General features: G+C 59.1%; 22 protein-coding genes. 10 read left to right on the top strand and 12 right to left on the bottom strand.

Annotated elements, in window-relative coordinates; translation table 11 throughout:
• Positions 1-85 precede the first annotated feature (85 nt).
• The gene (locus tag EFB14_RS06900; protein WP_126823875.1) at positions 86-2,329 is read left to right on the top strand and encodes a bifunctional diguanylate cyclase/phosphodiesterase; all 2,244 of its coding nucleotides are present in this window, start codon (positions 86-88) and stop codon (positions 2,327-2,329) included.
• A 1-nt stretch (position 2,330) separates the two neighbouring features.
• On the opposite strand, the gene EFB14_RS06895 is transcribed toward EFB14_RS06900, so the two are convergent.
• From EFB14_RS06895 to EFB14_RS06885, 3 genes are all read right to left on the bottom strand, one after another.
• A complete protein-coding gene (locus EFB14_RS06895) occupies positions 2,331-2,828 on the bottom strand; it encodes a GNAT family N-acetyltransferase (protein WP_126823873.1) in 498 nt (165 codons plus the stop codon).
• A complete protein-coding gene (locus EFB14_RS06890; protein WP_126823871.1) occupies positions 2,825-3,121 on the bottom strand; it encodes a type II toxin-antitoxin system TacA family antitoxin in 297 nt (98 codons plus the stop codon). Before EFB14_RS06890 ends, EFB14_RS06895 begins: the two co-directional genes overlap by 4 nt.
• Before the next feature lie 152 nt (positions 3,122-3,273).
• The gene (locus EFB14_RS06885) at positions 3,274-5,370 is read right to left on the bottom strand and encodes a carboxy terminal-processing peptidase (RefSeq protein WP_126823870.1); all 2,097 of its coding nucleotides are present in this window, start codon (positions 5,368-5,370) and stop codon (positions 3,274-3,276) included.
• A 381-nt stretch (positions 5,371-5,751) separates the two neighbouring features.
• Between EFB14_RS06885 and EFB14_RS06880 the strand changes: the two genes are divergently transcribed.
• On the top strand, positions 5,752-6,057 hold the full coding sequence (locus EFB14_RS06880) for a hypothetical protein (RefSeq protein WP_126823869.1): 306 nt from the start codon (positions 5,752-5,754) through the stop codon (positions 6,055-6,057).
• A 49-nt stretch (positions 6,058-6,106) separates the two neighbouring features.
• On the opposite strand, the gene EFB14_RS06875 is transcribed toward EFB14_RS06880, so the two are convergent.
• A complete protein-coding gene (locus EFB14_RS06875; RefSeq protein ID WP_126823868.1) occupies positions 6,107-7,003 on the bottom strand; it encodes a GGDEF domain-containing protein in 897 nt (298 codons plus the stop codon).
• A 203-nt stretch (positions 7,004-7,206) separates the two neighbouring features.
• Between EFB14_RS06875 and EFB14_RS06870 the strand changes: the two genes are divergently transcribed.
• The 7 genes from EFB14_RS06870 to EFB14_RS06840 all read left to right on the top strand — a co-directional run bounded on the left by EFB14_RS06870 (position 7,207) and on the right by EFB14_RS06840 (position 14,887).
• Positions 7,207-7,641: a hypothetical protein gene (locus EFB14_RS06870; RefSeq protein WP_126823867.1), complete on the top strand. Its 435-nt coding sequence runs from the start codon at positions 7,207-7,209 to the stop codon at positions 7,639-7,641.
• 242 nt (positions 7,642-7,883) lie between these two features.
• Positions 7,884-10,871 (top strand): ATP-binding protein, encoded by a 2,988-nt coding sequence (locus tag EFB14_RS06865; RefSeq protein WP_126823865.1) that lies wholly within the window; start codon positions 7,884-7,886, stop codon positions 10,869-10,871.
• A 21-nt stretch (positions 10,872-10,892) separates the two neighbouring features.
• On the top strand, positions 10,893-12,044 hold the full coding sequence (locus EFB14_RS06860) for a YcaO-like family protein (protein ID WP_126823863.1): 1,152 nt from the start codon (positions 10,893-10,895) through the stop codon (positions 12,042-12,044).
• Complete coding sequence (locus tag EFB14_RS06855) at positions 12,034-12,798, top strand: TfuA-like protein (RefSeq protein WP_126823861.1); 765 nt, start codon at positions 12,034-12,036, stop codon at positions 12,796-12,798. The genes EFB14_RS06860 and EFB14_RS06855 overlap by 11 nt, the downstream gene beginning before the upstream one ends.
• A gap of 55 nt (positions 12,799-12,853) precedes the next feature.
• Positions 12,854-14,062: a gluzincin family metallopeptidase gene (locus tag EFB14_RS06850; RefSeq protein ID WP_210302802.1), complete on the top strand. Its 1,209-nt coding sequence runs from the start codon at positions 12,854-12,856 to the stop codon at positions 14,060-14,062.
• 20 nt (positions 14,063-14,082) lie between these two features.
• Positions 14,083-14,562 (top strand): hypothetical protein, encoded by a 480-nt coding sequence (locus tag EFB14_RS06845; RefSeq protein ID WP_126823857.1) that lies wholly within the window; start codon positions 14,083-14,085, stop codon positions 14,560-14,562.
• 22 nt (positions 14,563-14,584) lie between these two features.
• Positions 14,585-14,887 carry a hypothetical protein gene (locus EFB14_RS06840; protein ID WP_126823855.1) on the top strand — a complete coding sequence of 101 codons (303 nt, stop codon included), beginning with the start codon at positions 14,585-14,587 and terminating at the stop codon, positions 14,885-14,887.
• Positions 14,888-15,038: 151 nt separating this feature from the next.
• On the opposite strand, the gene melA (EFB14_RS06835) is transcribed toward EFB14_RS06840, so the two are convergent.
• The 7 genes from melA (EFB14_RS06835) to EFB14_RS33725 all read right to left on the bottom strand — a co-directional run bounded on the left by melA (EFB14_RS06835) (position 15,039) and on the right by EFB14_RS33725 (position 24,321).
• Entirely contained in the window at positions 15,039-16,409 is a 1,371-nt protein-coding gene (gene melA / locus EFB14_RS06835; RefSeq protein ID WP_125845368.1) for an alpha-glucosidase/alpha-galactosidase, read from the bottom strand.
• A gap of 22 nt (positions 16,410-16,431) precedes the next feature.
• Entirely contained in the window at positions 16,432-18,099 is a 1,668-nt protein-coding gene (locus tag EFB14_RS06830) for an ABC transporter ATP-binding protein (RefSeq protein WP_125845369.1), read from the bottom strand.
• A 10-nt stretch (positions 18,100-18,109) separates the two neighbouring features.
• Complete coding sequence (locus EFB14_RS06825; protein WP_126823853.1) at positions 18,110-19,246, bottom strand: ABC transporter permease; 1,137 nt, start codon at positions 19,244-19,246, stop codon at positions 18,110-18,112.
• Between the two features lies 1 nt (position 19,247).
• Complete coding sequence (locus EFB14_RS06820) at positions 19,248-20,255, bottom strand: ABC transporter permease (protein WP_126823851.1); 1,008 nt, start codon at positions 20,253-20,255, stop codon at positions 19,248-19,250.
• 209 nt (positions 20,256-20,464) lie between these two features.
• Positions 20,465-22,552, bottom strand: a complete 2,088-nt coding sequence (locus EFB14_RS06815) for an ABC transporter substrate-binding protein (protein ID WP_126823846.1) — start codon at positions 22,550-22,552, stop codon at positions 20,465-20,467.
• Positions 22,553-22,674: 122 nt separating this feature from the next.
• Positions 22,675-24,141 carry an alpha-glucosidase/alpha-galactosidase gene (melA, locus tag EFB14_RS06810; RefSeq protein WP_126823844.1) on the bottom strand — a complete coding sequence of 489 codons (1,467 nt, stop codon included), beginning with the start codon at positions 24,139-24,141 and terminating at the stop codon, positions 22,675-22,677.
• A gap of 51 nt (positions 24,142-24,192) precedes the next feature.
• Positions 24,193-24,321, bottom strand: coding sequence for a hypothetical protein (locus EFB14_RS33725; protein ID WP_281015385.1), 129 nt, complete (start codon positions 24,319-24,321; stop codon positions 24,193-24,195).
• Positions 24,322-24,386: 65 nt separating this feature from the next.
• Here EFB14_RS33725 and EFB14_RS06805 point away from each other — a divergent pair, with 65 nt between their 5' ends.
• The gene (locus EFB14_RS06805; RefSeq protein WP_126824450.1) at positions 24,387-25,229 is read left to right on the top strand and encodes an AraC family transcriptional regulator; all 843 of its coding nucleotides are present in this window, start codon (positions 24,387-24,389) and stop codon (positions 25,227-25,229) included.
• Between the two features lie 24 nt (positions 25,230-25,253).
• On the opposite strand, the gene EFB14_RS06800 is transcribed toward EFB14_RS06805, so the two are convergent.
• The gene (locus EFB14_RS06800) at positions 25,254-26,315 is read right to left on the bottom strand and encodes a class I SAM-dependent methyltransferase (RefSeq protein WP_126823842.1); all 1,062 of its coding nucleotides are present in this window, start codon (positions 26,313-26,315) and stop codon (positions 25,254-25,256) included.
• Positions 26,316-26,439 lie beyond the last annotated feature (124 nt).

Raw genomic sequence — 26,439 nt, 5'->3', positions numbered from 1 at the left:
GCGTCTGTCGCCATCTCTTCGAATTTAGCGTTGCCTTAAAGAAGCTGTGCAAGGGTAGTGGCCTGTCTTCCACGCCGGCGACCCGATGAAGTTTCGAAGAAATATAGCTCGCTCAGCAATGAGCCATACCAGCGCATTCGCTCCGGCAATATTTGCGGCAACGATTGCTTTAATCGTTGTCTGGGTAGCGACGAACTGGCGGCTGGAGAAATCGCTCGCCGATGAGCGCTCGATCGTCGCCGGCGAACTTGCCACTATATCGTCCCGGCTCCAGACGAACCTCAATAGCAATGTGAAGCTGTTGCAAGGGCTGGCGGCTGGTATCGCCGTCAATCCGACGATGGACCAAAGCGGATTTTCCAAACTTGCCGCGCAGATCCTGCAGCCCGATTCACAATTGCGAAGCTTCGCCGCCGCGCCCGGCATGGTCGTCAGATGGGTTTACCCGGAGAAGGGAAACGAAAAGGCCATCGGGCTCGACTACCGAACGAATGAGAAGCAGCGACCTGCCGCGATGCTGGCGCGCAACACCCACAATATCGTTCTGACAGGCCCGGTGGAGCTTGTCCAAGGTGGAACCGCTTTTGTCGTCCGGTGCCCGATTTATATCACCGAGGGAACAAGCCAGATTTTTTGGGGACTGCTTTCTGGAATCGTAGACATACCAAAGCTCTACCAGGAAAGTGGCCTTGGCTCGACCGAGCTTGAAATTGCCATCAGCACCGTGCCGGAGCCGAACGCGGCCAATCAGGTTTTCTTCGGTAGCCTGGAAACCTTTTCAAAGAAACCGGTCCAGACATCCGTCGATATGGTTTATGGCCGATGGACGCTTGCCGCACGGCCAAAGCAAGGATGGGGTCAAAATAACGGGATCGGCACTTTTGAGTTCTATGCGATCCTGTTGTCGTTGTGTGTCGTTGCGCCGATCATCTGGGTCGGCTTTCTCACAAAATCACGCCAAGGAACCATTGAAAAGCTTCGCCTTCACAAGAAAAAGCTCGTTCGCGCGCAGCAAAGGCTGGAGTACCTGTCCTTGCATGATGCCCTGACGGGGCTTCCCAATCGACGCTTTGTCGACCGGATGATCTCGCAGCCGCCGAGACCCAGCCCGGACGATTGCCTGATACTCCTTCATATCGACCTCGATCGGTTCAAAGAGATCAACGACACGAAAGGCCATGCCGGAGGCGACACGGTCTTGCAGGCAACGGCCTCGCGCCTTGCCGATCTGGCTGGTCCGAACGACGTAGCGGCTCGAATCGGCGGAGATGAGTTCATCTTCGCCAGCTGGAGTACCGATCCCGAGCCGAAGGCCAACGCATTGGCCCAACAAATCGTCGATACGCTCGAGCAGACCCTTTTCGTTGACGGTGCGGAGTGCATGGTCGGCGCAAGCGTCGGCGTCGCCTGGGAGACCGAACGCGCTGGTGAGCGGGACCTCGGTCAACTGCTTCTCAATGCCGATCTGGCTCTGTACGAGGCGAAGAAGACGGGCCGCGGCCGCGCGGCCATCTTTACGGAGGAGCTTCGCAGCGCCGCGATCCATTCGAAAGAATTGGCGGACGAATTCAATCAGGCGCTCGATGGCGATGAACTCGTTGCTTTCTTCCAACCGCAGTTCAATGCCAAGACGTTGGATATTGTCGGCGTGGAGACCCTTGCCCGCTGGAATCACCCGCGAAAAGGTCTGCTCGCCCCGGACAAATTTCTGGATGTCGCGGACAGGCTGGGGCGTACCGGCGACATGGACAGGCAGATCCTGCAAAAGGCCCTGTTCGAGCTGAGAAGATGGGACAGCCTGGGAATGCAGATTCCACGTGTCTCCGTCAATATTTCAGCGCGTCGACTGGCGCAGCCAAATCTGCTCGCCGAGCTGTCCGAGCTTCCGCTCGCGAGCGGGCGCGTGTGTTTCGAGCTGCTTGAAACAATCTCCTTCGACGATCTTCAACCTGTTCTCAATGAGATCATTCCAGCCGTCAAAGAGCTTGGTATTGAAATCGAGATCGATGATTTCGGCACCGGACATGCCAGCATCGTTAGTCTGCTTCGATTTGAGCCAAGGCGGCTCAAGATCGATCGCGAAATCATCAAGCCGATTATCGCGTCTCCATCCCAGCGCCGTCTGGTCACCTCAATCATTGAAATCGGCCGATCGCAGAACATCGACATCGTTGCCGAGGGCGTCGAGACAATGGAGCATGCGAAGATCCTGAAGGATCTCGGGTGCCATATACTGCAAGGCTACGCCCTGGCGCGACCCATGACCTCGGAGCAGTTGATCGAATTTTGCCGTGTCAAGCACAAAGGAATTGCAGGGGCAGGCCGCTAGTCTAGCGCATCAGCGCGCTGTTGAGATCATGCAGGCCGACCATCAGCATCATAGGATCGGATGGCGAGGGCAGAAAGCCAACCGCCTCATAGAAAGCTCGCGCGCTATCCGAAATCGCATGCACCAGCACGCCGCGGATTCCGAGGATTTCTGCAGCATTGAGCAGGCGCAGGCCTGCATCGCGCACCAAGGCCCTGCCAATACCGCGCCCCTGGTAGGACTGATCAATAGCGAGGCGGCCAAGTACGGCAACCGGAATCGGATCAGGCATGTTGCGCCGAAAACGGCCAGGCGCTTCCGGCTGCTTCACTGCGCCGGAGGCGAGCGCGTAGTAGGCGATGACCCGGTTTCCCTCGCATGCAACGAAGGTGCGCGATGCGCCGCCTGCCTGATTAGCGCGGGCGCGGCGACGCAGCCAGTCGTCCAATTCAAGCACACCGGAACTGAACTCGGCCAGTTCGTGATGATCGGCCAGTGGTGCCGGTGCGCTAAGGGTCACGCCTTATCCCATGGCGCTTTGGTCAACATGGTGCGTTTCAGGCGCTCATTGGGTCGCGCGGGCGCATCGAGGCGGGCAAGGTATTCGGCATAGATGTCTGGGTTGACCGTGAATATGGCACGATCGAGCAGCACTTCTTCAGCGCGGCGCTCGGAAGCTTCAAGCATAAAATCCGTGCGCGTCTTCCCAAGCAACTCGGCGGCGCGGTCGATCAAGTTGCGGGTCGCAGGCTTGATGCGCATATTGAGCGGCACGCTTGCCTCCGAGCTTTTAGTCCTGTGCGAGGTGGACATCGGAAACTCCTGTCTGCACTCCAATATAGCGTAACGACATCATCTTTACAACAGGCGTAAAGATACTGTCGTTACATATTCATGCCCCGCGATCGCAAAGCAGCGCGTACTGTTGCGCCGGTCGGGTGTGGCTATTTCCCGTCCGCGCTTGTCTATTGTTTCGTGACTGCCTTCAGCACGTCTCCCTGCAAAGCCGCCTCGTCGGCAAGAATGGCGGCGGCCTCGTTCAGCAGGACATCCTTTGCCTTCTTACGCGCATTTTCGAGGGCAATATCAGCGCTCAGGCTGCGCTCGTCTGCCTCCAGGCCATCATCGCTGCCAGAATCGTCGCCATCGCCCGCCTCCGCGCGAGCCTTGAGCCGGCTTTCCCGAGCCGCCGCTTCTTTGCGGCGTTCGGCTTCGTTGAGGGAGATAACCCCCTTCTCGCGCTGCGCTTTCAGTTCGGCAACATCTTTCAACAGGTTCTGGAAGTCCGGATCGCTGCCAACGCGCGCATCATGGCGGCTTTGCAATGTCGGCAGCAACTTCGCGACCGTATCGGAGGGCGCGTAGTTTGCGGGCTTGATCTCAGCCCACGGCAGGGCATTGTCATAACTGGTTTCGCCGAAAGCAGTCGGATCGGACAGCCCCGGCAAGCTGATATCAGGTGTCACGCCGCGCAGCTGCGTCGTACCGCCGTTGACCCGGAAAAACTGGGCAATCGTGACTTTCAGCTCGCCGAATTCGGGTTTGCTGTTGTGCACCATCTCGTCGAGATCGACGACGGTTTGAACGGTGCCCTTGCCAAAACTGGGTTCGCCGACGATCACGCCTCGACCGTAGTCCTGGATTGCCGCGGCAAAGATCTCCGAAGCCGAGGCCGAGCCGCGATTGATCAGGACACCCATCGGGCCTGCCCATACGGGCTCTGCCAGCTCGGCGCTCTTGACCTCGACCTTGCCGTTGCTGCCGCGTTGCTGAACGACCGGGCCATTGCCGATGAAGAGACCGGTCAAATCAATCGCCTCGTCCAATGAGCCGCCGCCATTGTTGCGCAGGTCCATGAGAACGCTGTCGACCTTTTCTTCCTTCAGCTCGTCGAGGAGCTTGGTGACATCGCGGCTTGCGCTTTTGTAATCCTTGTCGCCTTTGCCCTTGGCTTCAAAATCCTCATAGAAGACCGGCAGCGTGATGATGCCGATTTTACGCGTGGCGTCGCCCACCTTCACAGACAGCACAGTCTTCCTGGCAGCCTGCTTATCGAGACTGATTTTATCGCGCACCAGGCTGATGACGCGATGCGTGGCATCTGCTCCGGCGTCTGCCGGCAGAATGTCCAACCGCACGATGGAGTCTTTTTTCCCGCGGATCATCTGCACGACTTCATCAAGGCGCGTGCCCACCACTTCCTTGATCGGCCCGTCCTTGCCTTGACCGACGCCGGTAATGCGGTCCCCGACCGCAAGCTTGCCGGAGAGCTGCGCCGGCCCGCCAGGCACGAGCTCACGGATCGTCGTGTAGTCGTCGCGTTCCTGCAGCACAGCACCGATACCAAACAGCGAAAGTTTCATCGAGACATTGAAATCGGCTGAGGCGGCCGCGCCGAAATAGTCCGTGTGCGGATCGATCGAGGTTGAATAGGCATCCATGAACGACTGGAAAACGTCGTCGCTTTTAAACTTGCCGACGCGCTCGAGCGTGTTTTCATAACGTTTGTCGAGCGTTTCGCGAATGGCCGCGTCCGTTTTGCCGCCGAGCTTTAGCCGCAACCAGTCGCTTTTGACGCGCTTGCGCCAAAGCTCATTGCTCTCGGCTTCCGACTGCGCCCAAGGCGCTTTATCGCGCAGCACCGAAAAATTTTCCTGCGCACTGAAATCGAAGCCCTGCTTCAGCAGGCTGCGCGCATAGGTCATGCGGTCGACAACGCGCTGTTCATAGGCGTTGAAAATCGCAAACGGGATCTTCAAGTCCTTCTGTTCGATGGCATCGTCGATCTCGCTGCGGTCAGCCATGAACTTGTCGACGTCCGCTTGCAGGAAGAGCATGCGGTCCGGATCAAGCGACTTGACGAACCGATCCATGATCTTGGCCGACAAGGCGTCGTCGAGCGGAACGGGCTTATAGGTATACCGCGACAGAAATTGCGCGCTCAACTGAGCGGCCTGCGCCTGGCGCTTCAGCGGCGCCAAAACGGGCGATGATGCGACTTCAGCATAGGCGGACTGTGCGATTGCAAGAAATGCACCAAGGAAAACATAGGGTATGCGCATTCAGCGTTGATCCAATTCTTTAGGCTGAGCGTGGATATGTGATCTATGTGAGGCAATCATGGTTTTTTGGCAACCAGGCGGCAAACGGGATGAGCTGAAAGGTCGCGGAAAAGTATCTAGTGCGATCGGCCGGGAAAAATGTCCATTGCGCTTGTCAGACGACATAGCCGCTGACCCGATTTTGATGCGCCTTTAGTTGGACTGATGCAGGTATTTAAGAAAATGGCGACGCAATGTCGACGCTCCCGTCCTCGCCATCCCTTAATTGCAAGTGACCCGTCCTCAGGAAGTGTCGCCGAACATGGTTCTCACAAAGTTTGAGTTGACCGCTTCCGATGCCGAGGCGACACTCAACCCCGCGGCAAGGGAGGAGAAAGAACAATGGACGAGCCCGATCGCTGGCGCCTTATGGCAAGCGCTCCGAAAGACGGTAGTCGGATCCTCGTCACGATCCGCCAGTCCGAACAGGGGCCGGCAGAAGTTGACCTCGCCTATTGGTCGCATGGCGATCAGTTCGGGGGAGAAGGCTGGCGCGCCTCCGATTCCTCGCCCGGGCACATCATCGAATATGCCGAACCGGAATTGAAGTGCTGGATGCCGATGCCCTCGGCCAACCTCGCTAGCACCTCCATGCCCTCCCCCTGGGAAGGCGACGATGACCAGGAGCTCCACGGATCAGGGATCTGAGAAATCGCGCCGCACACCAAATTGAGGTTCAACCGTATAGCCTGAACCCCTATGCCGCGCGCACCCTGTCCCGGCCGCTCAGCTTGGCGGCATAGAGTGCTTGATCGGCGCGTCGATAAAGCTCCGACGCGCTGTCGGACGGGACACACGCGGCGATGCCGGCAGAGCAGGTGTAGCTGAAGTCGGGAGATTCAGGCAGAGGCCGGGAGAACCGGATCACCGTCAGCATGCGTTCGACCATGGCAACGGCGTCTTCCGGCCCGGTTGCCGGCATCACGAGAAGGAACTCTTCTCCGCCGACCCGCCCGAAACAATCGTTGCGGCGAACATTCTGATGAATGCGATGAGCAAAATCGCGCAGGACGAGATCGCCGGCGTGGTGGCCGAGCCGATCATTGATATGTTTGAAATTGTCGATGTCGAATACGGCAAGGCACCCGTCGTTTCCTTGCCGGGCGGCTGCCAGCATGTCGTCGACGCGTGCCATCACAAAGCGGCGGTTGGCGACACCTGTGAGTTCATCGGTGTAAGACGCCTTGATCGCCTGATCGCGATCCTGCCGGACAGTCCTGCCATGCGCTCGCAAACTGGTGATATCGCTCGCAATGCACAACATCCAACCGTTCTTCTGGACCGCCTCGGTCATCCAAAACCATCGGCCATCCCACAGGTCCGTCTCGAAGGCGCGATAGCCGATCTTGCCACGGCGCGACTGCGTCGACCGCAGCCACTCCTCGAAATTGCTCGTCCGAATGACGGTGCCTTGCCGCAGCTGGAAATTGCGCCGCATGAGATCCGGCCAGAGGGGAGTTTCATCCGGCTCGATGAAATAAACCGAACGAAAAGCGCTGTTGGCATATTGCAGCCGGTCATTACTATCGTAGACCGCGATGAGCGTATCGGTATGTGCGGAAAGGTGCAGAAGCTGTTCGAATATCTCGTCCATACCGAACCTTGTCTGGTTGCCTTGGCATGACATGGCGCAGAAATCCTATGAGAAAAGAGCCAGTCAGCAAGTAAAGGCGCCTCCAGTGATTACGGAAACGTCAACGAGACGCTGAGCCCAATCGTGATTGGACATCGGCGGCCACCTGAGCCACGCTGTTTTTGGGAGCGGACCATCTATTTTTCCGGAGATAGGAGGCCGAGATGGAACAGTACGCACTCGATCAGTTGAAAAACATTGCAAAGGTCAGCACGACCTGCAAGCGCCTCGAATTGACGCGGCGCGAACGGCTTGAACGGTGGGCCGAAAGTCTTGAACACAGTCCCAGGCCGTTTCTGACGACGCTTCACGAAACCGAATATAAGCCGATTGCAGATCGGCTTGCTCTGCGGGATGACGGCACCCCGATCTCCGTTGCATTCGCTGATCCCATTCTGCGGGCGGCAGGAATGGAAAATGACAGCTATGGAGAGGCCAAACGCTTCTTCGAACTCAGCGACGAGCAACTGCATGATCTGGTCTGCTTCTGCCATTTCGGTGAACAGGTCAGCGCGGCAGTCATCGCTCGCCGTCTGCGAAAGATGGCAAATTACAATCCAGGCGGGTTCTTCGCTCAGCTTCGTGCGTTCTTTGGCTGATCGGGGCTAAAGGCCATCTGGCACTGCAAGGCCGGCGCTCGCCGCGGTGGTGAAAGAGCCGCCACGGCGATCGGCCGGTCGCCCATTGCCAGGTCAGGCGGCTGGATGCCGAATAGTATAGTTCACTATCAAGCGGCGCACGATATAGCTGGCTTATATTAGCATCACTGCACGAAAAGCTTGCATCAACGCTATAAATCGGATGTCCTGAACAAGGCTTCTATGGTGTTGGGCGACCCATTATGAAAACCCTCGACGCGCGATTTCGATTTACGGGTGAGCGGCGACAGGTCACTGCCCTTTTCTATGACATCGTGGGCTCCACCGAGATCTTGCTGCGCAGTGAGCCGGAACAATTCTTCCGATCCGTGTCAGCGCTGCATCAGAGTGCCGAAGCTATCATAAAAGAGCACGGAGGGTTTCTTCATCAGCGGCTCGGAGACGGCGGATGCTGTTTCTTCGGGTATCCCGATCAGTCTGAAGATGCAGCTGAAAGTGCGGTGCAGGCTTCCTTGGAACTCGTGCGCATTGCCGCCAGGACCAAAGCCAAAGCTCGCACACCTTTCAAGCTGCGGATCGGGGTTGCCACCGGTCTTGTCGTATTCTCCACGGAAGGTGATGAGATTGTCGGCACGGCACCCGTTCTGGCGGCTCGCTTGCAGGCGGAGGCCGAGCCTAATTCCGTTCTTGTCGCAGATTCGACCGTTCAGCTCACCCGCCACAAATTCGACTACAGCCTGCTTCGAGAGGCCAGGCTCAAAGGGTTTGAAGAGCCGATTGCGCTCTGGCGCCCACAAGAGCGTGAGCGATCAACGTTGGAGCCATCGCCATCCCATGAATGGGACAGGCCAATCAGAGGCAGAGAAAGAGAACTTGCCGCGCTTTCGAGTGCCTGGAATTCAGCTCTCGATGGCAAGGGGAGTTCGATCGCCCTGGTCGGAGAGGCCGGCATCGGCAAATCCAGACTGTTTGGCGAATTCGCCCGAAACCTAAGGGAAACTGCGCACGAGACCTTGGTCTTCCAGTGCGGCCGGCGCTTGGAGAGCCAGCCTCTTCATCCGTTTGTTGCATTTCTCGAGAGGCTCGTCGCCGAACCTTCGGTTCTGAAGGATGGCGACAACGGAGCTTTTGTTGAGGCTCTTCAAGCATCCGGCCGAGACGTAGAGGCCGATACAGTCGACACAATTCTCTCCTTTACTGCCGACCGGTCCTCGGCCACGTCGCGTAATATCCGGGTGCCCGATTTGTCCGGGGGCGCGTTCAGGCGGAAGGTCATCGAAGCCGCGGCTCACATCCTGACATGCAAAGCAACAGCCGTTCCGACGCTCCTTGTCTTCGAGGATGTTCACTGGGCTGACGGCATGACTTTGGAGTTGATGGATCGATTGGGATTGCTGGCCGAGAAGCTTCCGATCCTTGTGATTCAGACATCGAGAATCAGGCGATCCCTGGCAGTTGCAACCGAGATAGAATTGTCCGGATTAGCCTCTGCTGCGGTTCGGGATCTCGTCGCCTCGATTTGGGGTGAGCATCCTCCGCCCGGCCTGTCGGATTTCATACTGGATCAATGCGATGGCATGCCGCTCTATGCGGAAGAACTGGCCAACTTCTTCCTGGGGAGGCAACCCTTGGGCAAGGCGTTGTCCGAATGGAAGGGGCTGCTGCTGGAAGGTGGCGTCACTTCGCTGAATGATCTGCTTTCCGCCAGACTCGCTGAGACCGGTCCGGCCCGACGGGTGGCGCAATTTGCGAGCGTTATCGGCCGCGAATTCAGCATCTCGCTGCTCATCTACCTTCTCGAAGGGGTCAGCCGGCAGACTGTCGACGTTGCCATCGAGCGGCTTCTTTCCCAAGGCATCATCGAGCGTTCCTCCCTTCGTGGTTCCTTCCAGTTCCGGCATGTGCTCACTCAGGAAGCTGCCTATAGCAGCCTTCTCAAGAGCGACAGACGTCGCATACACAGGCGGATCGCGGATCTCTTGATCGGAGAAGGAGAGCCCAGCCTGCCGGCTGCGATCGCTGCCTGGCAGTGTGCCGAAGCGGGCCTGCATGACGCCGCCGCCAGGTTTGCGTTGGCGGCGGCGGAAGCAAGCGTTCTTCGCTCCGCCATGCACGAGGCAAACGTGTCACTCGAACTCTGCGCGCGGGAGGTCGACAGCGTTTCCCAGCGCCATCCCGATCGCACCGAACTCGCACTCGGCCTGTTCGAACTTCAAGGCGTCGTGGCGACCGCACTTGAGGGAGAGGGCTCGGAGAGCGCGCGGCGGGTCTATTCCCGCGCAATGCAGCTTCTGAGGAAGCAATCGTCTGTCGTTCGGGTGAAACATTTCCCGGTCTATTGGGGATGGTGGTTCACAGCGCCCAACATTCTGACACAACAGTCTCGCGCGCGAATTCTGGTAGGCGACATGCAAGCCGTCGAGGATCAGGAGACGAGACTTCAGTCCTATCACTGCGGATGGGCCACGAGCTTCCATGCCGGCGAGCACGACTTCTGTCTCGATTGTGTCGCCAAAGGCCTTGATCTCTACGACCCCGAAAGAGCCGTAAGAAATCGAGCCTTCTTCGGTGGACATGATGCCAAGGTATGCGGGTTGGGTGAGAGCGCCCTTTCCTACCTGCTTCTGAACGATCTCGACGCCAGTGAAAACGCGATCAAACAGTGCCTGGAATGGGCAACCTCGACTGATCATGCAGGCAGCATGGTTCATGCACTTTATTACGCAATAGTCCTTCGTCGCTGCCAAGGCAGATATGACGATGTCCATGCTCTCGGCGAACAAATGCTATCGCTTGCAGAGCGGCACGATCTCGCCGCAAGCCAGGCGCGTGCCAACATGTACTGCGGCTGGGCGGAACTGATGACGTCATCCGCAGAACGCGGCGAAGAGCGCTTCCAGGGCGGCCTCCTGCTCCAGCAGCAATTGGGCACAGACGACAACTTTTCCATACACAGCGACATGCATGCGCAAGTGCTGCAGCGGCTCGGCAAGCCTGCCGAAGCTCTCGCAACCGTTCACAATGCGATTAACGTTGGCCGCAATAGCGGCCAGTGGTTCTGGCTCGCCGAACTGTATCACCTCAGCGCAAAACTGAGACGCGATCTGAACGACGCTCCCTCATTGATAAAGAGAGACCTGACGAAAGCCATCCAGATTGCCGAAAGACAAAAAGCGGCCTGGCTGGCAGAAAGAGCAAAGCGCGCCCTGGACGGACTGCCAAGATTGTAGCCCCAGGGGCAGGAGGATGCGGTGGCCGAAGGGATGCTCGATAATATCTTCGATACCCCTCTCCCCTCGCCCCCTGACCCCTGGCCGACGGTGCGGCGCATCCTCGCGCGTAGACACGAATACGGGATCACTAGGCTCGGTTCGGTCACGCAACTCGACTGGATCGGAGTTCCCGTTGTCCAGGTCGTGCGGCCGCGGTCGCTTTCCGTCACGGTCAGCCAAGGGAAAGGTTTGACGTTTCCGGTTGCGGCGATTTCGGGCCTGATGGAATCCCTGGAGGGATGGGCCTCGGAGCGAATTGCCCCGGACCGTGTCTTCACGGCGACCCTCCGCGAAATGAACGAACAGAAATACTGGTCGCATCTTGGCGGCGGCCGAGGCGATGAGACGCTTTCCTGGATTGACGGGTTGGATCTCTTTTCGGGTCGAAAAACCTCCGTTCCGCTTGCCCTTGTCGACACCGCCTACACCATCCCGTCGTCTCATCCACATTGGATCCCCAGAGACACAACCGGCCTGGCTGCTGGCACGAGCCTTCAAAGCGCCCTAGTCCATGCCTGCCTGGAGATTTTGGAGCGGCAGGCTCGATGCACGGCAATGAAAACACCTCATTTCTTTGACCGCTTTCAGATCGATAGCCGGTCAGTTCACTCGGGAAGCGCTGGGGAAATCATGCGACGACTATCCAAGGCGGGGTTTGTCGTGGGCATCTGGCAGATCCCGGCACCGCACGCGCTGCCAATCTACTGGTGCCATGTCATGGAAGATGCAAGCAGAGCGCCATTCGCGCCTTTGCCAGCTGAAGGCTTCGGGTGCGACTTCAGCCACAATCGCGCTCTGACGAGTGCACTGCTTGAAGCTTGCCAATCTCGACTGGGAGTCATTTCAGCGGCGCGGGAAGATATCAGGACCGACCTTTATGGATACCCGGATGCTGCGGAACTGGCCGCATGGCGCGGTCAACTCGCAAAGGGGGGCAGTTCATATGGCGAGAAGGAGTGTCCTCCTGCCAACGACCGATCCATCCGGCCGATAATCGAGGCGCTAAAGCTGGCGGGCGCGACTGCGGCTATTCTTGTGGTTCTTCATTCGGATGATCGCGTACCCCTTCATGTCGTCCGAGTGGTTGCTCCTCCACTGGAAACAAATCCGGAGGCAGACCTTGCGCGATGATATCGTGGTTTTTCTCGGCCCAACCCTCTCCGAGACGGAAGCGCGGAGGCACCTGGACGCGATCTATCTTCCTCCCATCGGATGCGGAGATGTCGTGCGGGCCGTGGGGCAATACGCTCCCTCGGCGATCGTGCTGATTGACGGCGTCTTCGCGCAGTTTCCGGCTGTTCGCCACCAGGAAATTCTGTGGGCCATGGCCCGAGGAGTCCGCATGTACGGTGCATCAAGCATAGGCGCGCTACGAGCCGCGGAACTAGCTCCCCAAGGAATGATTGGGCATGGGCTGATCTACCGGTGGTACCGAAGGCAACCGCTCGCCGATGATGCCGACGTCACAGTGCCAATGGCGCCCGTTGAACTGGGATCAAGCGCATTGGGTGATGCTCTCATAGACATCCGGCTCTCTCTGAGAAACGCGGAACGCGCTGGGGTCATCGAAAAATGGCTCAGGCATGACCTTGAGTCACTGGCACGCTCGCTTCACTTCAGCCAAAGGTCGTTTCCCAAGCTCTTTGCGGCGGCTGAAAACAGTCGCAGCCCTATCGACCAGCTCGAAGCACTAAAGGCGTGGCTGAAAGCTGGAGTTGTAAACCAGAAGCGAACCGATGCGGTAAATCTTCTGAAATATCTGGACAATCAAAATATCAACAATCTAAACGAGAGCTTTCCGTTTGAGTTTGAACTTACAGAATCGTTTGCCAACGACATGGAGTACTACAATCTGCTCGATACACTATTGTCGAAAGGCGCGTAGTACTGGTATATTAGAAAATTCGCTTGGCGTGGGGCAATGAGCGGTGGGGGCAGCATTGGATGCCATCACACATCCGGAGGGCGCAGGCAGCGGGGCGGCTTCAGGGCAGCCCCTGGGGGTACGTTTCCTTGTCTTTCCCCAGCCCCCCTTCATCCCCGGCTATGAAAAGCCCGAAGTGGTATGGATCGGAGCTTCAGCGGGGCCGATCCTGGCGGGGCCATCGGACAGCCGAATGTATGTGGCAAACCCCGTTGAACCGAAGTCTCCCTATGCCGCGCCATATATCCCTCCTTATACCGGCCTTTTGCAGTCCCCTGTAGAGCCCGGTCCCGATGGTCATTTCGATCACATCGGGCCTGGTTCGCCAGCATTCCTTTCGACGCACAGCTTTGCCTGCGCCCACCGGGTTCTCGATATCTGTGAGAGCTATGTCGGTCGCTCGATCCCCTGGTTCTTCGAACCAACGCTGGAACGATTGGAAATTGTTCCCCGCATTCCCGATTGGGAGAATGCACAATCCGGCTTTGGCTTTCTGGAACTGGGTGAGAGCGAGCCGGGAAACTCGGCATCAAGTTTCGCGCTGAATTTCGACGCCGTTGCTCACGAAATGGGACATCTCATTCTGTTGAACGAACTCGGAGTCCTCCAGGGCGACGGACGTGACACCGATTTCTTTTCCTACCACGAAGCGATAGCCGATTTCATATCGCTGCTGGGATTGCTGCAATTCGATACCGCTGTCGATCGACTCCTTCGCCGCACCAGCGGAAATCTGCTCTTGCACAATGAACTCGATAAATTTTCGGAACTCAGCGACGAGAAGCAATTGCGATCGTTCAATAACTCGCTTCGTATCGGCGATGTCGGCAGCGATGTTCACGACCAGTCAAAGCCGTTCGCGGCGGGCCTTTTTGATTGCCTGATCGAGGTCTTCCAGTCGCTGCAGTTCGAACGCGGAACATCGGACATCAATCCCAGAAAGTTCAGCGATCTTCGTCGGCAAATGGTGCCGGCGCTTATCGAAGAAGGGTTACGAGCGCCAAAGGCATCCTATGAATTGAAGCATTTCGCCACGAAGGCTGCGCTGCAGGACGCACGGGACATCGTCGGCGAAGCCGTGGTGCGTTCCTGGAGGTACCTCGAACCGGACAGTCTGACTTTTGAAGCCGCAGCACTAGCCTTCCTCGAAGCTGCCAGCCGAGGGAGGGGTGTCGCTTACATTGACCAGCTTGAAGATTGCATGAGGTGGCGTGGAATTCTTTAACCAGACGACGGGAGGTATCGATGATAAATGACAGCGTCCCCGCTCCGGCGACCGAGCGCTACGAAGCTGATGCCCTAATCCTTTACGGCGTCAAGCTCAACGACAGAAACGATTATGCTCGCTTCGATATCGGAGAGGGATCCCTAACCGATCTTCGAATGCAATTGTTCCATGGCGATGTCGGAAGTGCGTCCGGAGAATATTCAGTCGTTCTAGCCTATGGTTATGCTTTTGAAGGGCATTGCTACAGGTTCGATTCAAACCGGGTATTTCTCGTTACAGGCGACACTCCCCGGGACGCCGTCGGATGTGGATTTGATGATCTTGGCTATAAGATGTGGAGGATCCGCGCATCCGATATGTTGCTTGAGATATGCACAAACTTCGGCGACGCAAAGACACTCATACTAGACGCCAATCTACCGGGAAAACGATCCCCAAGCTCTTACGCAATCACCCTTAGGATGGCACATCGGGACGGCCGTCTTACCCGCGACTAATCACGCATTGATGGAGAGCATCATGGCATTCGTGGTCTACGTAAAAATACCGGACGAATACGAGCAGCTATCGATCTTTGACGAGTATGCTTCAAGTCTGTGTGAGGACGGGGACGGGCAAATCAGCGGCCGAGCCGGTAAAAATGATGAATACAAGTTCTCCGTCAAGGAAGACAAGAGGAGCACACCACCCGGCTTGATCGCGGTAACAGCAACAATCATTACTACCACAGACTCGGGACGAACGGTGAAGGATACCCTGACGGTGAAATACCCGATCCTAAAAAGCGGTCAGCATTTTGAATTTCCGAAGCCACCAGCATAACGCCGCCGAAGCAATTCTCGGGCATGAAACGTGGTGGGCTCCGCCATGAGAAGACCGGTGGTCGGTCGTCCCAGAATTAGGCTTCACCCACGAAAAACCCCGCGGTTGTTGCGACCGCGGGGCTCTTTGACGCCCGACCCGGGAGAGGGGATCAGGCGGCCTGTACCTTACGGCTGGTGCGCGCCCATTCGGGCAACCAGTCGCCGTGGGTGGCGAGCAGATCGTCGACCAGCGACCAGATCTGGTCGAGGTCGAGTTCGGCTGCCGTATGCGGGTCCATCATCGCGGCGTGATAGATGTGCTCGCGATTTTCAGTCATCAGCGCCTGCACCGTCAGTTCCTGCACGTTGATATTGGTGCGGATCAGCGCGGTCAGCTGCGGCGGCAGGTCGCCGATGAAGGTCGGCTGGATGCCGGAGGCGTCGACGAGGCAGGGCACTTCGGCGGCGCAATTATAGGGCAGCGAAGTGATGCAGCCGTTGTTGCGGACGTTGCCGTAGATCACCGAGGGCTCGCCGGTCCAGACCGAATTGATAATCGAGGAGGCATATTCCTTCGACGGCTCGACCTCGATCTTGTCTGCCGAGCGGTAGGCCTCCGCCTGGCCCTTCCAGCGCTCGATCTGCTCGATGCAGCGTTTGGGATATTCGTCGAGCGGAATGCCGAATTTCTCGATCAGGTCCTCGCGGCCCTCCTTGATGAAATAGGGCGTGTATTCGGCGAAATGCTCCGAGCTTTCGGTGACGAAATAGCCGAGCCGCGTCAGCATCTCGTAGCGCACCTTGTTCGGGCAGCGCGGGTTCCAGCCGGGCTTCGGCGCCCTGCCCTCGCGATAGCCGCGCACGAGATCGGGATAGAGGTTGCGGTAGGAGCCATCTGGCTGGCGATGCTCGAATTTGAGATAGAAGGCCATGTGGTTGATGCCGGCCGAACGGTATCGGATTTCCTCGTAGGGAATGTCGAGATCGTGAGCCAGTTCCATCGCCGTGCCCTGCACCGAATGGCAGAGGCCGACCTGGCGAATGGTGGGATATTTCTCCGATATCGCCCAGGTGTTGATCGCCATCGGGTTGACATATTGCAGCATGATCGCCTCGGGGCAGACGGCGAGCATGTCCTCGCAGATCTTCCAGAGATGCGGCACGGTACGCAGCCCGCGCATGATGCCGCCGACGCCGAGTGTATCGGCGATCGTCTGGCGCAGCCCGTATTTCTTCGGCACTTCGAAATCGGTGACCGTGCAGGGCTCATAGCCGCCGATCTGGAAGGCGACGACGACGAAATCGGCGCCCGCAAGCGCCTTGCGCTGATCGGAATAGGTCTCGGCCTTCGCCTTGACGCCGAGCGTCGAGATCAGCTTGTTGACGACGACGGCGCTTTCCTCCAGCCGCTGCGGATTGACGTCCATCAAGGCGATCGTCGCGCCCGACAGGGCCGGACGCTGCAATACGTCGCCGACGATGTTCTTCATGAAGACGGTGGAGCCTGCTCCGATGAAAGTGATCTTGGGATTTACTGCCATTATAACCTCCGGCATTCGGTGTTCACGCTACCTCGAAAGCGGCCTTGACGAGCCGTTCGGTGTAGGCGGTCTTGGGATGGGATAAAACTTCGTTGACGGGGCCTTCTTCGACAATCTTGCCATGCTGCATGACGATGACGCGATGGCAGAGCGCCCTGACGACCTTGAGGTCGTGGGAAATGAAGAGGTAGCTCAGGCCCCGCTCGTCCTGCAGCTTGCGCAGCAGTTCGATGATCTGCGCCTGGACGGAAAGGTCGAGCGCCGATGTCGGCTCATCGAGCAGGATGAATTCCGGTTCCAGCGCGATGGCGCGGGCAATCGCGATGCGCTGGCGCTGGCCGCCGGAAAATTCGTGCGGGAAGCGCGACAGGATATTGCCGGGCATGCCGGCGGCAATCAGCGCCTCTCGCACCCGGTCCTGCCGCTCGCCCCTGGTCGCGCCCAGCCGGTTGACGACAAGGCCTTCCTCGATGATCTGGCCGATCGTCATGCGCGGGTTGAGCGATGAGAACGGATCCTGGAACACCACCTGCATGCGGGCGCGCAAGGGCCGCATCTCGGCGCGTGAGAGGCCATGGATCGGCTGATGATCGAAATGGATCTCGCCGCTGTCGGGCGTGTTCAACCGCAAGATCGCCTGGCCGAACGTCGTCTTGCCGGAACCGGATTCACCGACGAGGCCGAGCGTCTCGTGACGGCGTAGCGTCAGGTTGAGGCTGTCGACGGCGACGAGCTCACGCATCGCCGGCTTGAGAAAAGTACCGTGACGCATCATGAAGGAGACACGCACGCCCTTGGCATCGAGGATGACATCCGATCCCTCCGGCAGCGGATTGGCCTGGCCGCGCGGTTCGGAGGCGAGCAGATGCCTTGTATAGGCGTGCTGCGGATTGGCAAACAGCGCTTCGGTGGTGTTGTGCTCGCGCACTTCGCCGTGCTGCATCACATAGACGTAATCCGAGAACTGCCGCACGACGGTCAGATCGTGGGTGATGAGGATGACGGCCATCCCCAGCTCTTTCTGAAGGTTGCGGATCAGGTTGAGGATCTGCGCCTGCACCGTGACGTCGAGCGCCGTCGTCGGCTCGTCGGCGATCAGCACGTCCGGATCGTTGGCGAGCGCCATGGCGATCATCACGCGCTGGCGCTGGCCGCCGGAAAGCTGATGCGGATATTGCATGAGCCGCGCGGCGGGATCGGGGATCTGCACATGTTCGAGCAGTTCGAGCGCGCGCTTTTGCGCATCCCTCTTGCTGATCCGGCGATGGACGCGGATCGCCTCGACGATCTGGCTGCCGATCGTATAGATCGGGTTCAGCGAACTCATCGGCTCCTGGAAGATCATCGAGATACGGTCGCCGCGCAGCTTGCGACGCGCCCGCTCGGAGAATTTGAGGATGTTGTTGCCGTCATAGGCGACCGTCGATTTGTCGGAAACCACCGCGCGCTTCGACAGAAGCCCCATCACCGTTCGCGCCGTCACCGATTTGCCGGAGCCGGATTCGCCAACGATTGCGATCGTCTCGCCGCGATAGAGCTGGAACGAGACGTCCTTGACGGCTTCGACCATGCCGTCCTCGACCTTGAAGTTCACCGCCACATTGCGGGCGTCGATAATCGGCGTGTCCGAACGGCCATCATGATCGTGACGGACGGGCGGGGCGAAGGAATTGACCAGTGCGAGAGCCATATCAATCACCTCAATAAGGATCGACCGCGTCGCGCAGTCCGTCGCCGAGCGCATTGAAAGCGAACACGGTGACGAGCACGAAGCCGACGGGGGAGAGAATCCAGGGATAGGAGCCGATGACCGAATAGGTCGCCGTATCCTGCAGCATCAGCCCCCAGGAAATCAGCGGCGGCTTGACCGCGAAGCCCAAGAAACCCAGGAAGGATTCGAGCAACACGACGCTCGGTATGGCGAGCGTCACCGCAACGATGACGTGGCTCATCACGTTCGGGAAGATATGCTGCATGATGATGCGCGTGTCGGTGGCGCCGACGGCCATGGCAGCGCGGACATAGTCGATGCGAGCGAGCGCCAGGGTCTTGCCGCGCACTTCGCGCGACATCTGCGCCCAGCCGAGCGCCGACATCACGGCGATGACGAAGGCGAGGAAGACGTTGGTCGGCGCCGTCACCGGGATGAGCGAGGTCAGCGCCAGATAGAGAGGCAGCTGCGGGAAGGCGAGCACCAGTTCAACGAAGCGCTGGAGCCACACATCGAAGGTGCCGCCGAAATAACCCGACACCATGCCGACCGTCGTGCCGATAATGGTGACGATGAAGACTACAGTCAGGGCGATCGTCAGCGAGATACGCGAGCCAATGATGGCGCGCGACAGCACATCACGGCCGAACTTGTCGGTGCCGAGGAAATGCACCGGCTGGCCGTCGGTCGAGCCGAAGAAGTGCCGGTTGGCCGGGATCAGGCCGAAAAGCTGGTATTCAGCGCCCCTGACGAAGAAGCTGAGCAGCCGCGGATTGTCATAATCCATACCGACGATCGGCTGGAAGGTCACCGGGTCGAGCTCTTCGGAATCGGAGAGCGCATAGACGCGCGGCTGGAAGACGAAATTACCGTCCTTGTCGTGGAAGCTCATCACCTGCGGCGGCGCGAAGCCGACATCGGTCGCCTTCGGGTCCATCGGCGCGAAGAAATCGGCAAAGATCGCCATGAAGATCAAGAGCCCGACGAGCACGAGCCCGGCCATACCGGTCCAGGAACGCCTCAACCGGCGCCAGACGAGCGCCAGATAGCTCTCGCTGCCATGCGAAGGCTTCTTGATCGCGAGTTCGGTTGTCGGGGGCGTGGCGGAAGAGTCAAAAGCAAGCATTTCAGGCTCCTCCAAACTGGCGCACACGCGGATCGAGCAGGGCCAGCAGCATGTCGGCGATGATATTGCCGACGATCAGCGTCGCCGAGAGCACCATCATAAAGGTGGCAGTGACATAGACGTCGCCGACCGCCATCGAGCCGACGATCGCCGGACCGACGGTCGGCAGTGCGAAGATGATCGCGGTTTCGATCTCGCCGGTCAGCATGTAAGGCAGCACGACGCCCTGATACATCACCAGCGGGTGCAGCGCGTTGGGCACCGCATGGCGCATCACCACCGCCGCGCCGGAAAGCCCCTTGGCCTTCGCCGTCTCGACATATTGGGCGTTCAGCGTGTCTAGCAGATTGCCGCGCATCACGCGCATGTTGTAGGCGAGCCCGCCGAAGGTGGCGATCGCGACGACCGGCCAGACATGGTGGACGAGATCTGCGAATTTCGCCCAGGACCAGGGCGCCCCGCCATATTGCGGCGAGAAGAAGCTGCCGATTTCGGAAACGTTGAACTGGAAGACCAGGAGATAGACGATGATCAGCGCCATCAGGAAGCGCGGCACCGTCATGCCGAGGAAGGAAATCCCCGAAAGCAGGCTGTCGATCCAGCTGTACTGTCGCGTCGCCGCCCAGATGCCGAAACCGATGCCGAGCACCGAAGCGAAGATGTGGCAGACGAGCGCCAGAAGCAAAGTGCGCGGCAGCCGCTCTGCGACCACGTCGGCCACCGGCTTGTTGTAAAACATGCTGTAGCCGAAATCGCCGCGCGTCACGATTCCGCCGATCCAGTTGACGTATTGGACGATCATCGGCTTATCGAGGCCGTGTTCGACCCGGTAGGCTTGGGCCTGCGCGTCGGCCTGGGCATAGGACGCGCCGCCCTGGTTGATCAGCTGGGATCTTATATAATCGGCATAGTCACCGGGCGGAGCCTGGATGATCGCAAAGGTGACCACGCTCAGGATGAAGAGAACGGGGATCGCAGAGGCTATGCGCGTGAGCAGGAATCGTAACATCGGACGGTTCGCTTCTCCTTGCCGCCAGTCGCTCCTTATCAGCGCGGCCGGCTTGTTGGTCATATCAGGCCGCGCGCGGCACGCGCGGCCTGAGGCTCACTTCGGGCTGGGAGGAAACTCTCCAGCGCGTCGCATCGAATGCGACGCGCTTTAGCTCTTTGTTTCATGCAGGTCATTGGGAAGCGCGGAACACTTCCGGGCGACATGCATCAGTTGATCGGACCCTTGTCGCCGGGCTTGCCGGGCAGCTGTTCGGGGAACAGCTCGTATTTGCCCTGCTTGTCGGCGGCCACCCACAGGCGTTCGCGGATCACGGAATCTTCAGCCCAGTTGAACATGAAGATCGGCGTGCCCTGCGGGACGTTCGAGAACCGCTTGTTGATGATCAGCGCACCGGGATATTCCGTCAGACCGACAGTGTTGACGTGCTCCGTCGAGATCTTCTGATACTGCTTCATCAGATTGACGCGCTCGTCATTGCTCTGGCTCGTCGTGAACTTGTTGACGACGTCGACAAGTTCCGTCTCGAAGGGCATCAGATCAAGCTTGTCGTCCTTGCCGGCACGATGGTTCCAGCTCGTGCGTGGGCCGACCGGAGCAAGCTGTTCGGTATTCTGCACCACCGACGACAGTTCCGTCGTGTTGCGCTGGATCAGCCAGTCGAAGCGGCCGGAATAATGGGCATCGTCACGCTTCGTACCGTCGAGCCCATTGATGACGATCTTCAGACCGAGCTTCTCCATCTGGGCGACGACACCTTCGGCAAGGCTCTTGTCGGTCGTGTACTGATTGGTGATCAGCATGACGATTTCGACATCCTTGCCGCCGAGCGTGCCGGCCGGGAAGTTCACGATGCCGTTGCCATCCGTATCCTTGAGGCCGGCTTTGGCGAGTTCTGCCTTGGCGCCAGCGAGATCAAAGGGATAGTAGACGGTCGAGTTGCGGTCGTAGAAGCTGGTGCCCGAGGAGAGCCCGCCCGGATAGATCGCGGTGAACGGTCCCTTGACCAGCGAGTCGCCGATCGCCTTGCGATCGAGCGCCATGGTCACGGCCTTGCGGAAGTCCTCATTGCGGTTCAACTCGCGGATCGCCTGACCGCGCTCGTCCGGGTTGCCCCAGCCATTGGCGGAGAAGTTCATGCGAAGATTGTAGCCGATGAGGCGAGGACCGAAGGCAAGACGGGCGGGCGCCGTCTTCTCAGCGGCACGCTTCAGCGACGCGACGAAGTTTTCCGGCTGCTCGAGGTTCGAGATGTCGGCGGATCCTGCCACGGCCTGAACGTCACGGTCGGCCCAGGTCGAAAGCTTGTAGTGCAGCTCGTTGAGATAAGGCAGCTGGTTGCCCTTCTCGTCGACCTTCCAGTAATAAGGGTTGCGCCGCATCACGATGATGTCGTCGGAACGATATTCCACCGGCACCCAGGCGCCCATGACCGGCATGTTCATGAATTCCGGCGGGAAGGCGTTCTTGAACTGGTCGTAGGTGTTCTTCGAATATTTCGGATGCTGCGGTTTCAGGATATGCGACGGACCCGGGCAGAAATTCGGGTAGGACATCGTGTAGAGATATTGTTTCGGGAAGGCCTCCTTGAAGGTCCATTCCACAGTGTAATCGTCGATCTTCTTCAGCGTCGTGCCCGCGCCGAAGGCTTCCGGCGATGCGCCGCCGCCAAGCGGCGAGACGTTCGGGTCGATGACTTCGTCGTCCCAGTAGAACATGATGTCGTCGGCGTTGAACGGCGCGCCATCGGACCATTTGGCGCCTTCGATCAGGTGCATGGTCAGCTTATGTCCGTCTGGAGACCAATCCCAGCTCTTGGCGAGGTTCGGCAGCGGCTCGGTGTCCTTGGCTTCCACCTGGAACAGCGGCGCTGTGCGCGTCAGGCATTCGGAGAGGCCGATATCGATGCCGCCCCAGCCCTGCGTCTGGCCGGCGCCGTAGTTCCAGCCTTCCGGCCGGCCGCCGATGACATGGCGCATCGTATCGCCGTAGACACCGACACCATCGGGCATATTGCCGGTCTTGAAGACCAGCGGCTCCTTCGGCAGCCGGTCCTTGACCGGCGGCAGCTTGCCGGCGGCGACGAAATTCTTCGTGACCCAGTCCGGCTCGTGATATTCGGGCAGCGCCTTGAACTCCAGGATGGAGTCGCGCGCCACATATTTGATCTTGCCTTCAGCGGGGAATTCCGCCGGCACCGGCGGAATGGTTGCCTCGGAGGCATATGCATTCAGCGCCAAAACCGAGACGCCGAGCGCCAGGCCGGCAAGAATGCCTGCTTTGCGGAAATTCATCATCGTTTCTCCCTCTGTTCCGGAGCGCGATCACGCGGCTCCTTTTCCTCGCACGACATGAAAGCGGGGCCTGATGTCATGGAATTCCCTCCCGGAAATCCATGACGACCCATCCTTCACAAGATTCACACGGCCTGTTTCACAGCCGCCTTTTCGGCGCGCAGCTCTTCGATCGAGCGGACATTGCGGCGCGCAGCGCCCGCCCAGTCGCGAGTCTGCACCTTCGATTTCGACAACCGCTCCTTGGCGGCCGGCACCGCATCAGCATATTGCGGCAGCCAGCGGGCCTGGGCAACAACCATCTCGTCGACCATCTGCCAGACCTCTTCCGGTGTCGATACGGCGCCGACCAGCGGATCGTGCAGCACCGCGAGCTTCAGAAGATCGATGTCGCCCGATATTGCGGCATGCACCGACATGCGCTGGACGTTGATCGAAGCAATGCAGGTGGCCGCACAGGCTTCCGGCAGGGTGACACCGGAGACCATGTTGATGCCGAAGCGATCGACGAAACCGGGCGATTCAATGATCGCATCGGACGGCAGGTTGGTGATGACGCCATTGTTCTTGACGTTGAAATGACCGCGATAGACCCGGTTCGTCTCCAGCGCCTCCAGGATGTGGCTGGCATGTTCGTTCGAGCGCTTGGCAGGGTCAATCGGCTTGGCGGCGGATTCCAGGAATTGCGGAAATTCCGTCTCGAACCAATTGCGCGTTTCGGTGGAATAGCGGAGATAACCGCCGGTCTCGCCGTGGATCCAGTCGGACATGTCGATCCAGCGGGTGATTTCGTCCGGCCGCTTGCGATACCAGGGCAGGTATTCCGAGAGATGGCCGTTGCTTTCCGTCGAATAGACGCCGAAACGCTTCAGCACGTCGATGCGCAGTTTCTCCTGTTGGGAAAAGACCGGATGTGCCTCGAAGGCGGCAACCAACTCGTCCTTGCCGATCTTGCGGCCGTTGAGACGCAGGTCGATGAACCAGGTCTGGTGGTTGATGCCGGAGCAGATATAGTCGAGCTCGCTGCGCGACTTGGCGCCGAGCACATCGGCGATCTGTTCGGCGCCGTGCTGGACGCCATGGCAGAGGCCGACCGTGTCGACCTTGCCGTATTCGATCGCCGCCCAGGTGTTCATCGCCATCGGATTGGCATAGTTCAGGAACTTCGCGCCTGGCTCGGCGACCTCTCTTATATCCTTGCAGAAGTCGAGGATAACAGGGATGTTGCGCTGGCCATAGAGGATGCCGCCGGCGCAGATCGTATCGCCGACACATTGATCGATGCCGTATTTCAACGGGATGCGGATATCATCCGCATAGGCTTCGAGGCCGCCGACCCGGACGCAGCTGATGATATAACGCGCGCCTTCCAGCGCCTTGCGCCGATCGGTTGTCGCTGTCACTTTTGTCGGCAGCCCGTTCGCCTCGACGACGCGGTCGAGGATCGCCTTGATCATTTCGAGATTGTGCTCGCTGAGATCGGTCAGCGCGAATTCGATGTCGCGAAACTCGGGAACGCACAAAATGTCGGTGAACAGCTTCTTGGTGAACCCAACGCTGCCCGCACCGATGATAGCGATTTTGAAACTCATGATCTTCACCTCGACCTAATCGAATGCTAGAGAAAAGATGGTTATGGAGGATCAGGCCGCATGCCGGCGCATGTGGTTGAAAAAGCCGTAAAACTGCCTGTTTTCCTCCCGGCCGCTCTCGTCGGCCGTGGTCTCTTCCTTCTTGTCGAGCGGGATTATGCCCGAAATCGGCAGGGCCACCAGAGAAGGATTATGCTTTCAGGGGTAATTTTGTGCTGCAGGATTTGATCGCCAACGGACAGTCGATGAGGACGGTTTCCCTGCCGCGCGGGCGCCAGCGATTGCATGCGATGCCGACCAGCGCCGGCTATGAAGTACGCGAGAACGAAACCTACGACTGGGATGGCCGCCGGCGCGGCCAGACGCCCTTCACCGTGCTGCAGCATACGATCAGCGGCAGCGGCCGGCTGCGCTACCAGAACCGCAATTATCGTCTCCAAGGTGGCGACACATTGCTGGTGCTCGTGCCGCACAATCACCGCTACTGGTTGGAGAAGGGCGAGCGCTGGGAATATTTCTGGATTTCAATGAACGGCGAGGAGACGCTGCGCATTCACAAGCTGGTGCTTTCGACAGCCGGCCCTGTGCTGAAACTGCAGCCCTCGACCATCGACCATCTCGCCGACTGCAGCCTGCGTCTCGTCAGAGGCGCGACGTCGGCGGGTGCCGCCTCGGCAATCGCCTATGAGGCGGCAATGGCGCTCTATGACGACGTCTTCGGCTCGCCGGCCTTTGCCGCCGAGCTCAGCCTCATGCAGCCGGTGATCGACCATATCAACGCCAATCTCGAAAAGCCGCTGCCGGTCAGCGAGCTTGCCGGTATCGTCGGCCTCAGCCGCGCGCATTTCTCGCGCAGCTTCGCCGAGAGCGAGGGCATGCCGCCCGCCGAATTCGTGCTGCAACAGCGCCTGCAGCGCGCCGTCAAACTGCTGACCAAGGCGGACTTCCTGCCCGTCAAGGAAGTCGCCATCATGTGCGGCTTCGAGGACGCCAACTATTTCTCCAAGGTCTTCCGCCGCGTCTACGGCACCAACCCCACGGAATTCCGCACGACGGGCATGTATGCCAGCATCGGCAAGCTGAAATAGCGGGTCACCCCGAAGCAGGCTTCTCTACGCCCGCACCTCGAACACCATGTTGAACGGCGTTTCCGTCGCACGACGGAAATGCGTGAAGCCGGCGTCGAGTGCGACCTTTCGAAGTTTCATTTCTCCCGCCTGGGCGCCAAGCCCGAGCCCCACCTCCTGGGAGAGTGACGCGGGCGTACAGATCATCGTCGACGCACCGTAATAGACGCGGCCGACCGGGTTGAGATTGTCCTTGAGATGGTCATGGGCAAAGGGCTCGACGATCAGCCAGGTGCCGTTCGGGGCAAGCGTCTCCTTGACGTGCCGTCCGGCGCCGACCGGATCGCCCATGTCGTGAAGGCAGTCGAACATGGCGACCATATCATAGCCGCGCCCCGGAAATTCGGACGCCCGGCCCTGCTCGAAGGTGACACGGTCCGCGACGCCAGCCTCTTTCGCGGCTGCCTTGGCTCTTTCGATCGAGGGGCCGTGATAGTCGAAGCCGGTAAAATGCGAGGCGGGATAGGCCTGCGCCATCAGGATGGTCGATGCGCCGTGACCGCAGCCGACGTCAGCAACATTGGCGCCGGCCTTCAGCTTGTCGTCCATCCCGGCAAGAGCCGGAATCCATTCGTTGATAAGATGGCTGTTATAGCCCGGGCGAAAGAACCGCTCGGTTCCCCGGAAGAGGCAGGCGCTGTGCTCATGCCAGCCGAGACCCTTGCCGGTGCGGAAGGCTTCGGTGACCTTGGGTTCGTCCATCCACATGGATTGGACGACCTCGAAGGCGCCGACGAAGAAGGCGGGGCTGTTTTCCTCGGCGAACACCATCGCCTGTTCCGGCGTCAGGCTGAAACGATCGGTCTTTTCATCATAGGTGATATAGTCGGCCGCCGCCTGGGCACTCAGCCATTCCCTGAGGTAACGCTCCTTCACCCCGGTTTTCGTCGCAAGTTGCTCGACGCTCAACGGTGTCCCATCGGCCATTGCCTTGAAAATTCCCACCTTGTCGCCAAGCACGACCAAGGCACCTGACATGGCGGCGCCGACGTCGCCAACAAGACGACCGACAAGCGCATCGAGTTTCTGCATATCTGGCTCACGCATTGTTACCTCCCGGCGCGTGACAAGGAGCCGTTAGATTAGCCCTTAATAATATTCAGTCAATCAACCTCCCTTATTGCCGGATGGCAGTGGTCACTGGAGAGAACCGCCTTCGGTGCGCCATCAC

This window comes from Rhizobium fabae (assembly GCF_003985135.1).
GTDB lineage: Bacteria > Pseudomonadota > Alphaproteobacteria > Rhizobiales > Rhizobiaceae > Rhizobium > Rhizobium pisi.
This window is presented reverse-complemented; position numbering and strand designations above follow the sequence as displayed.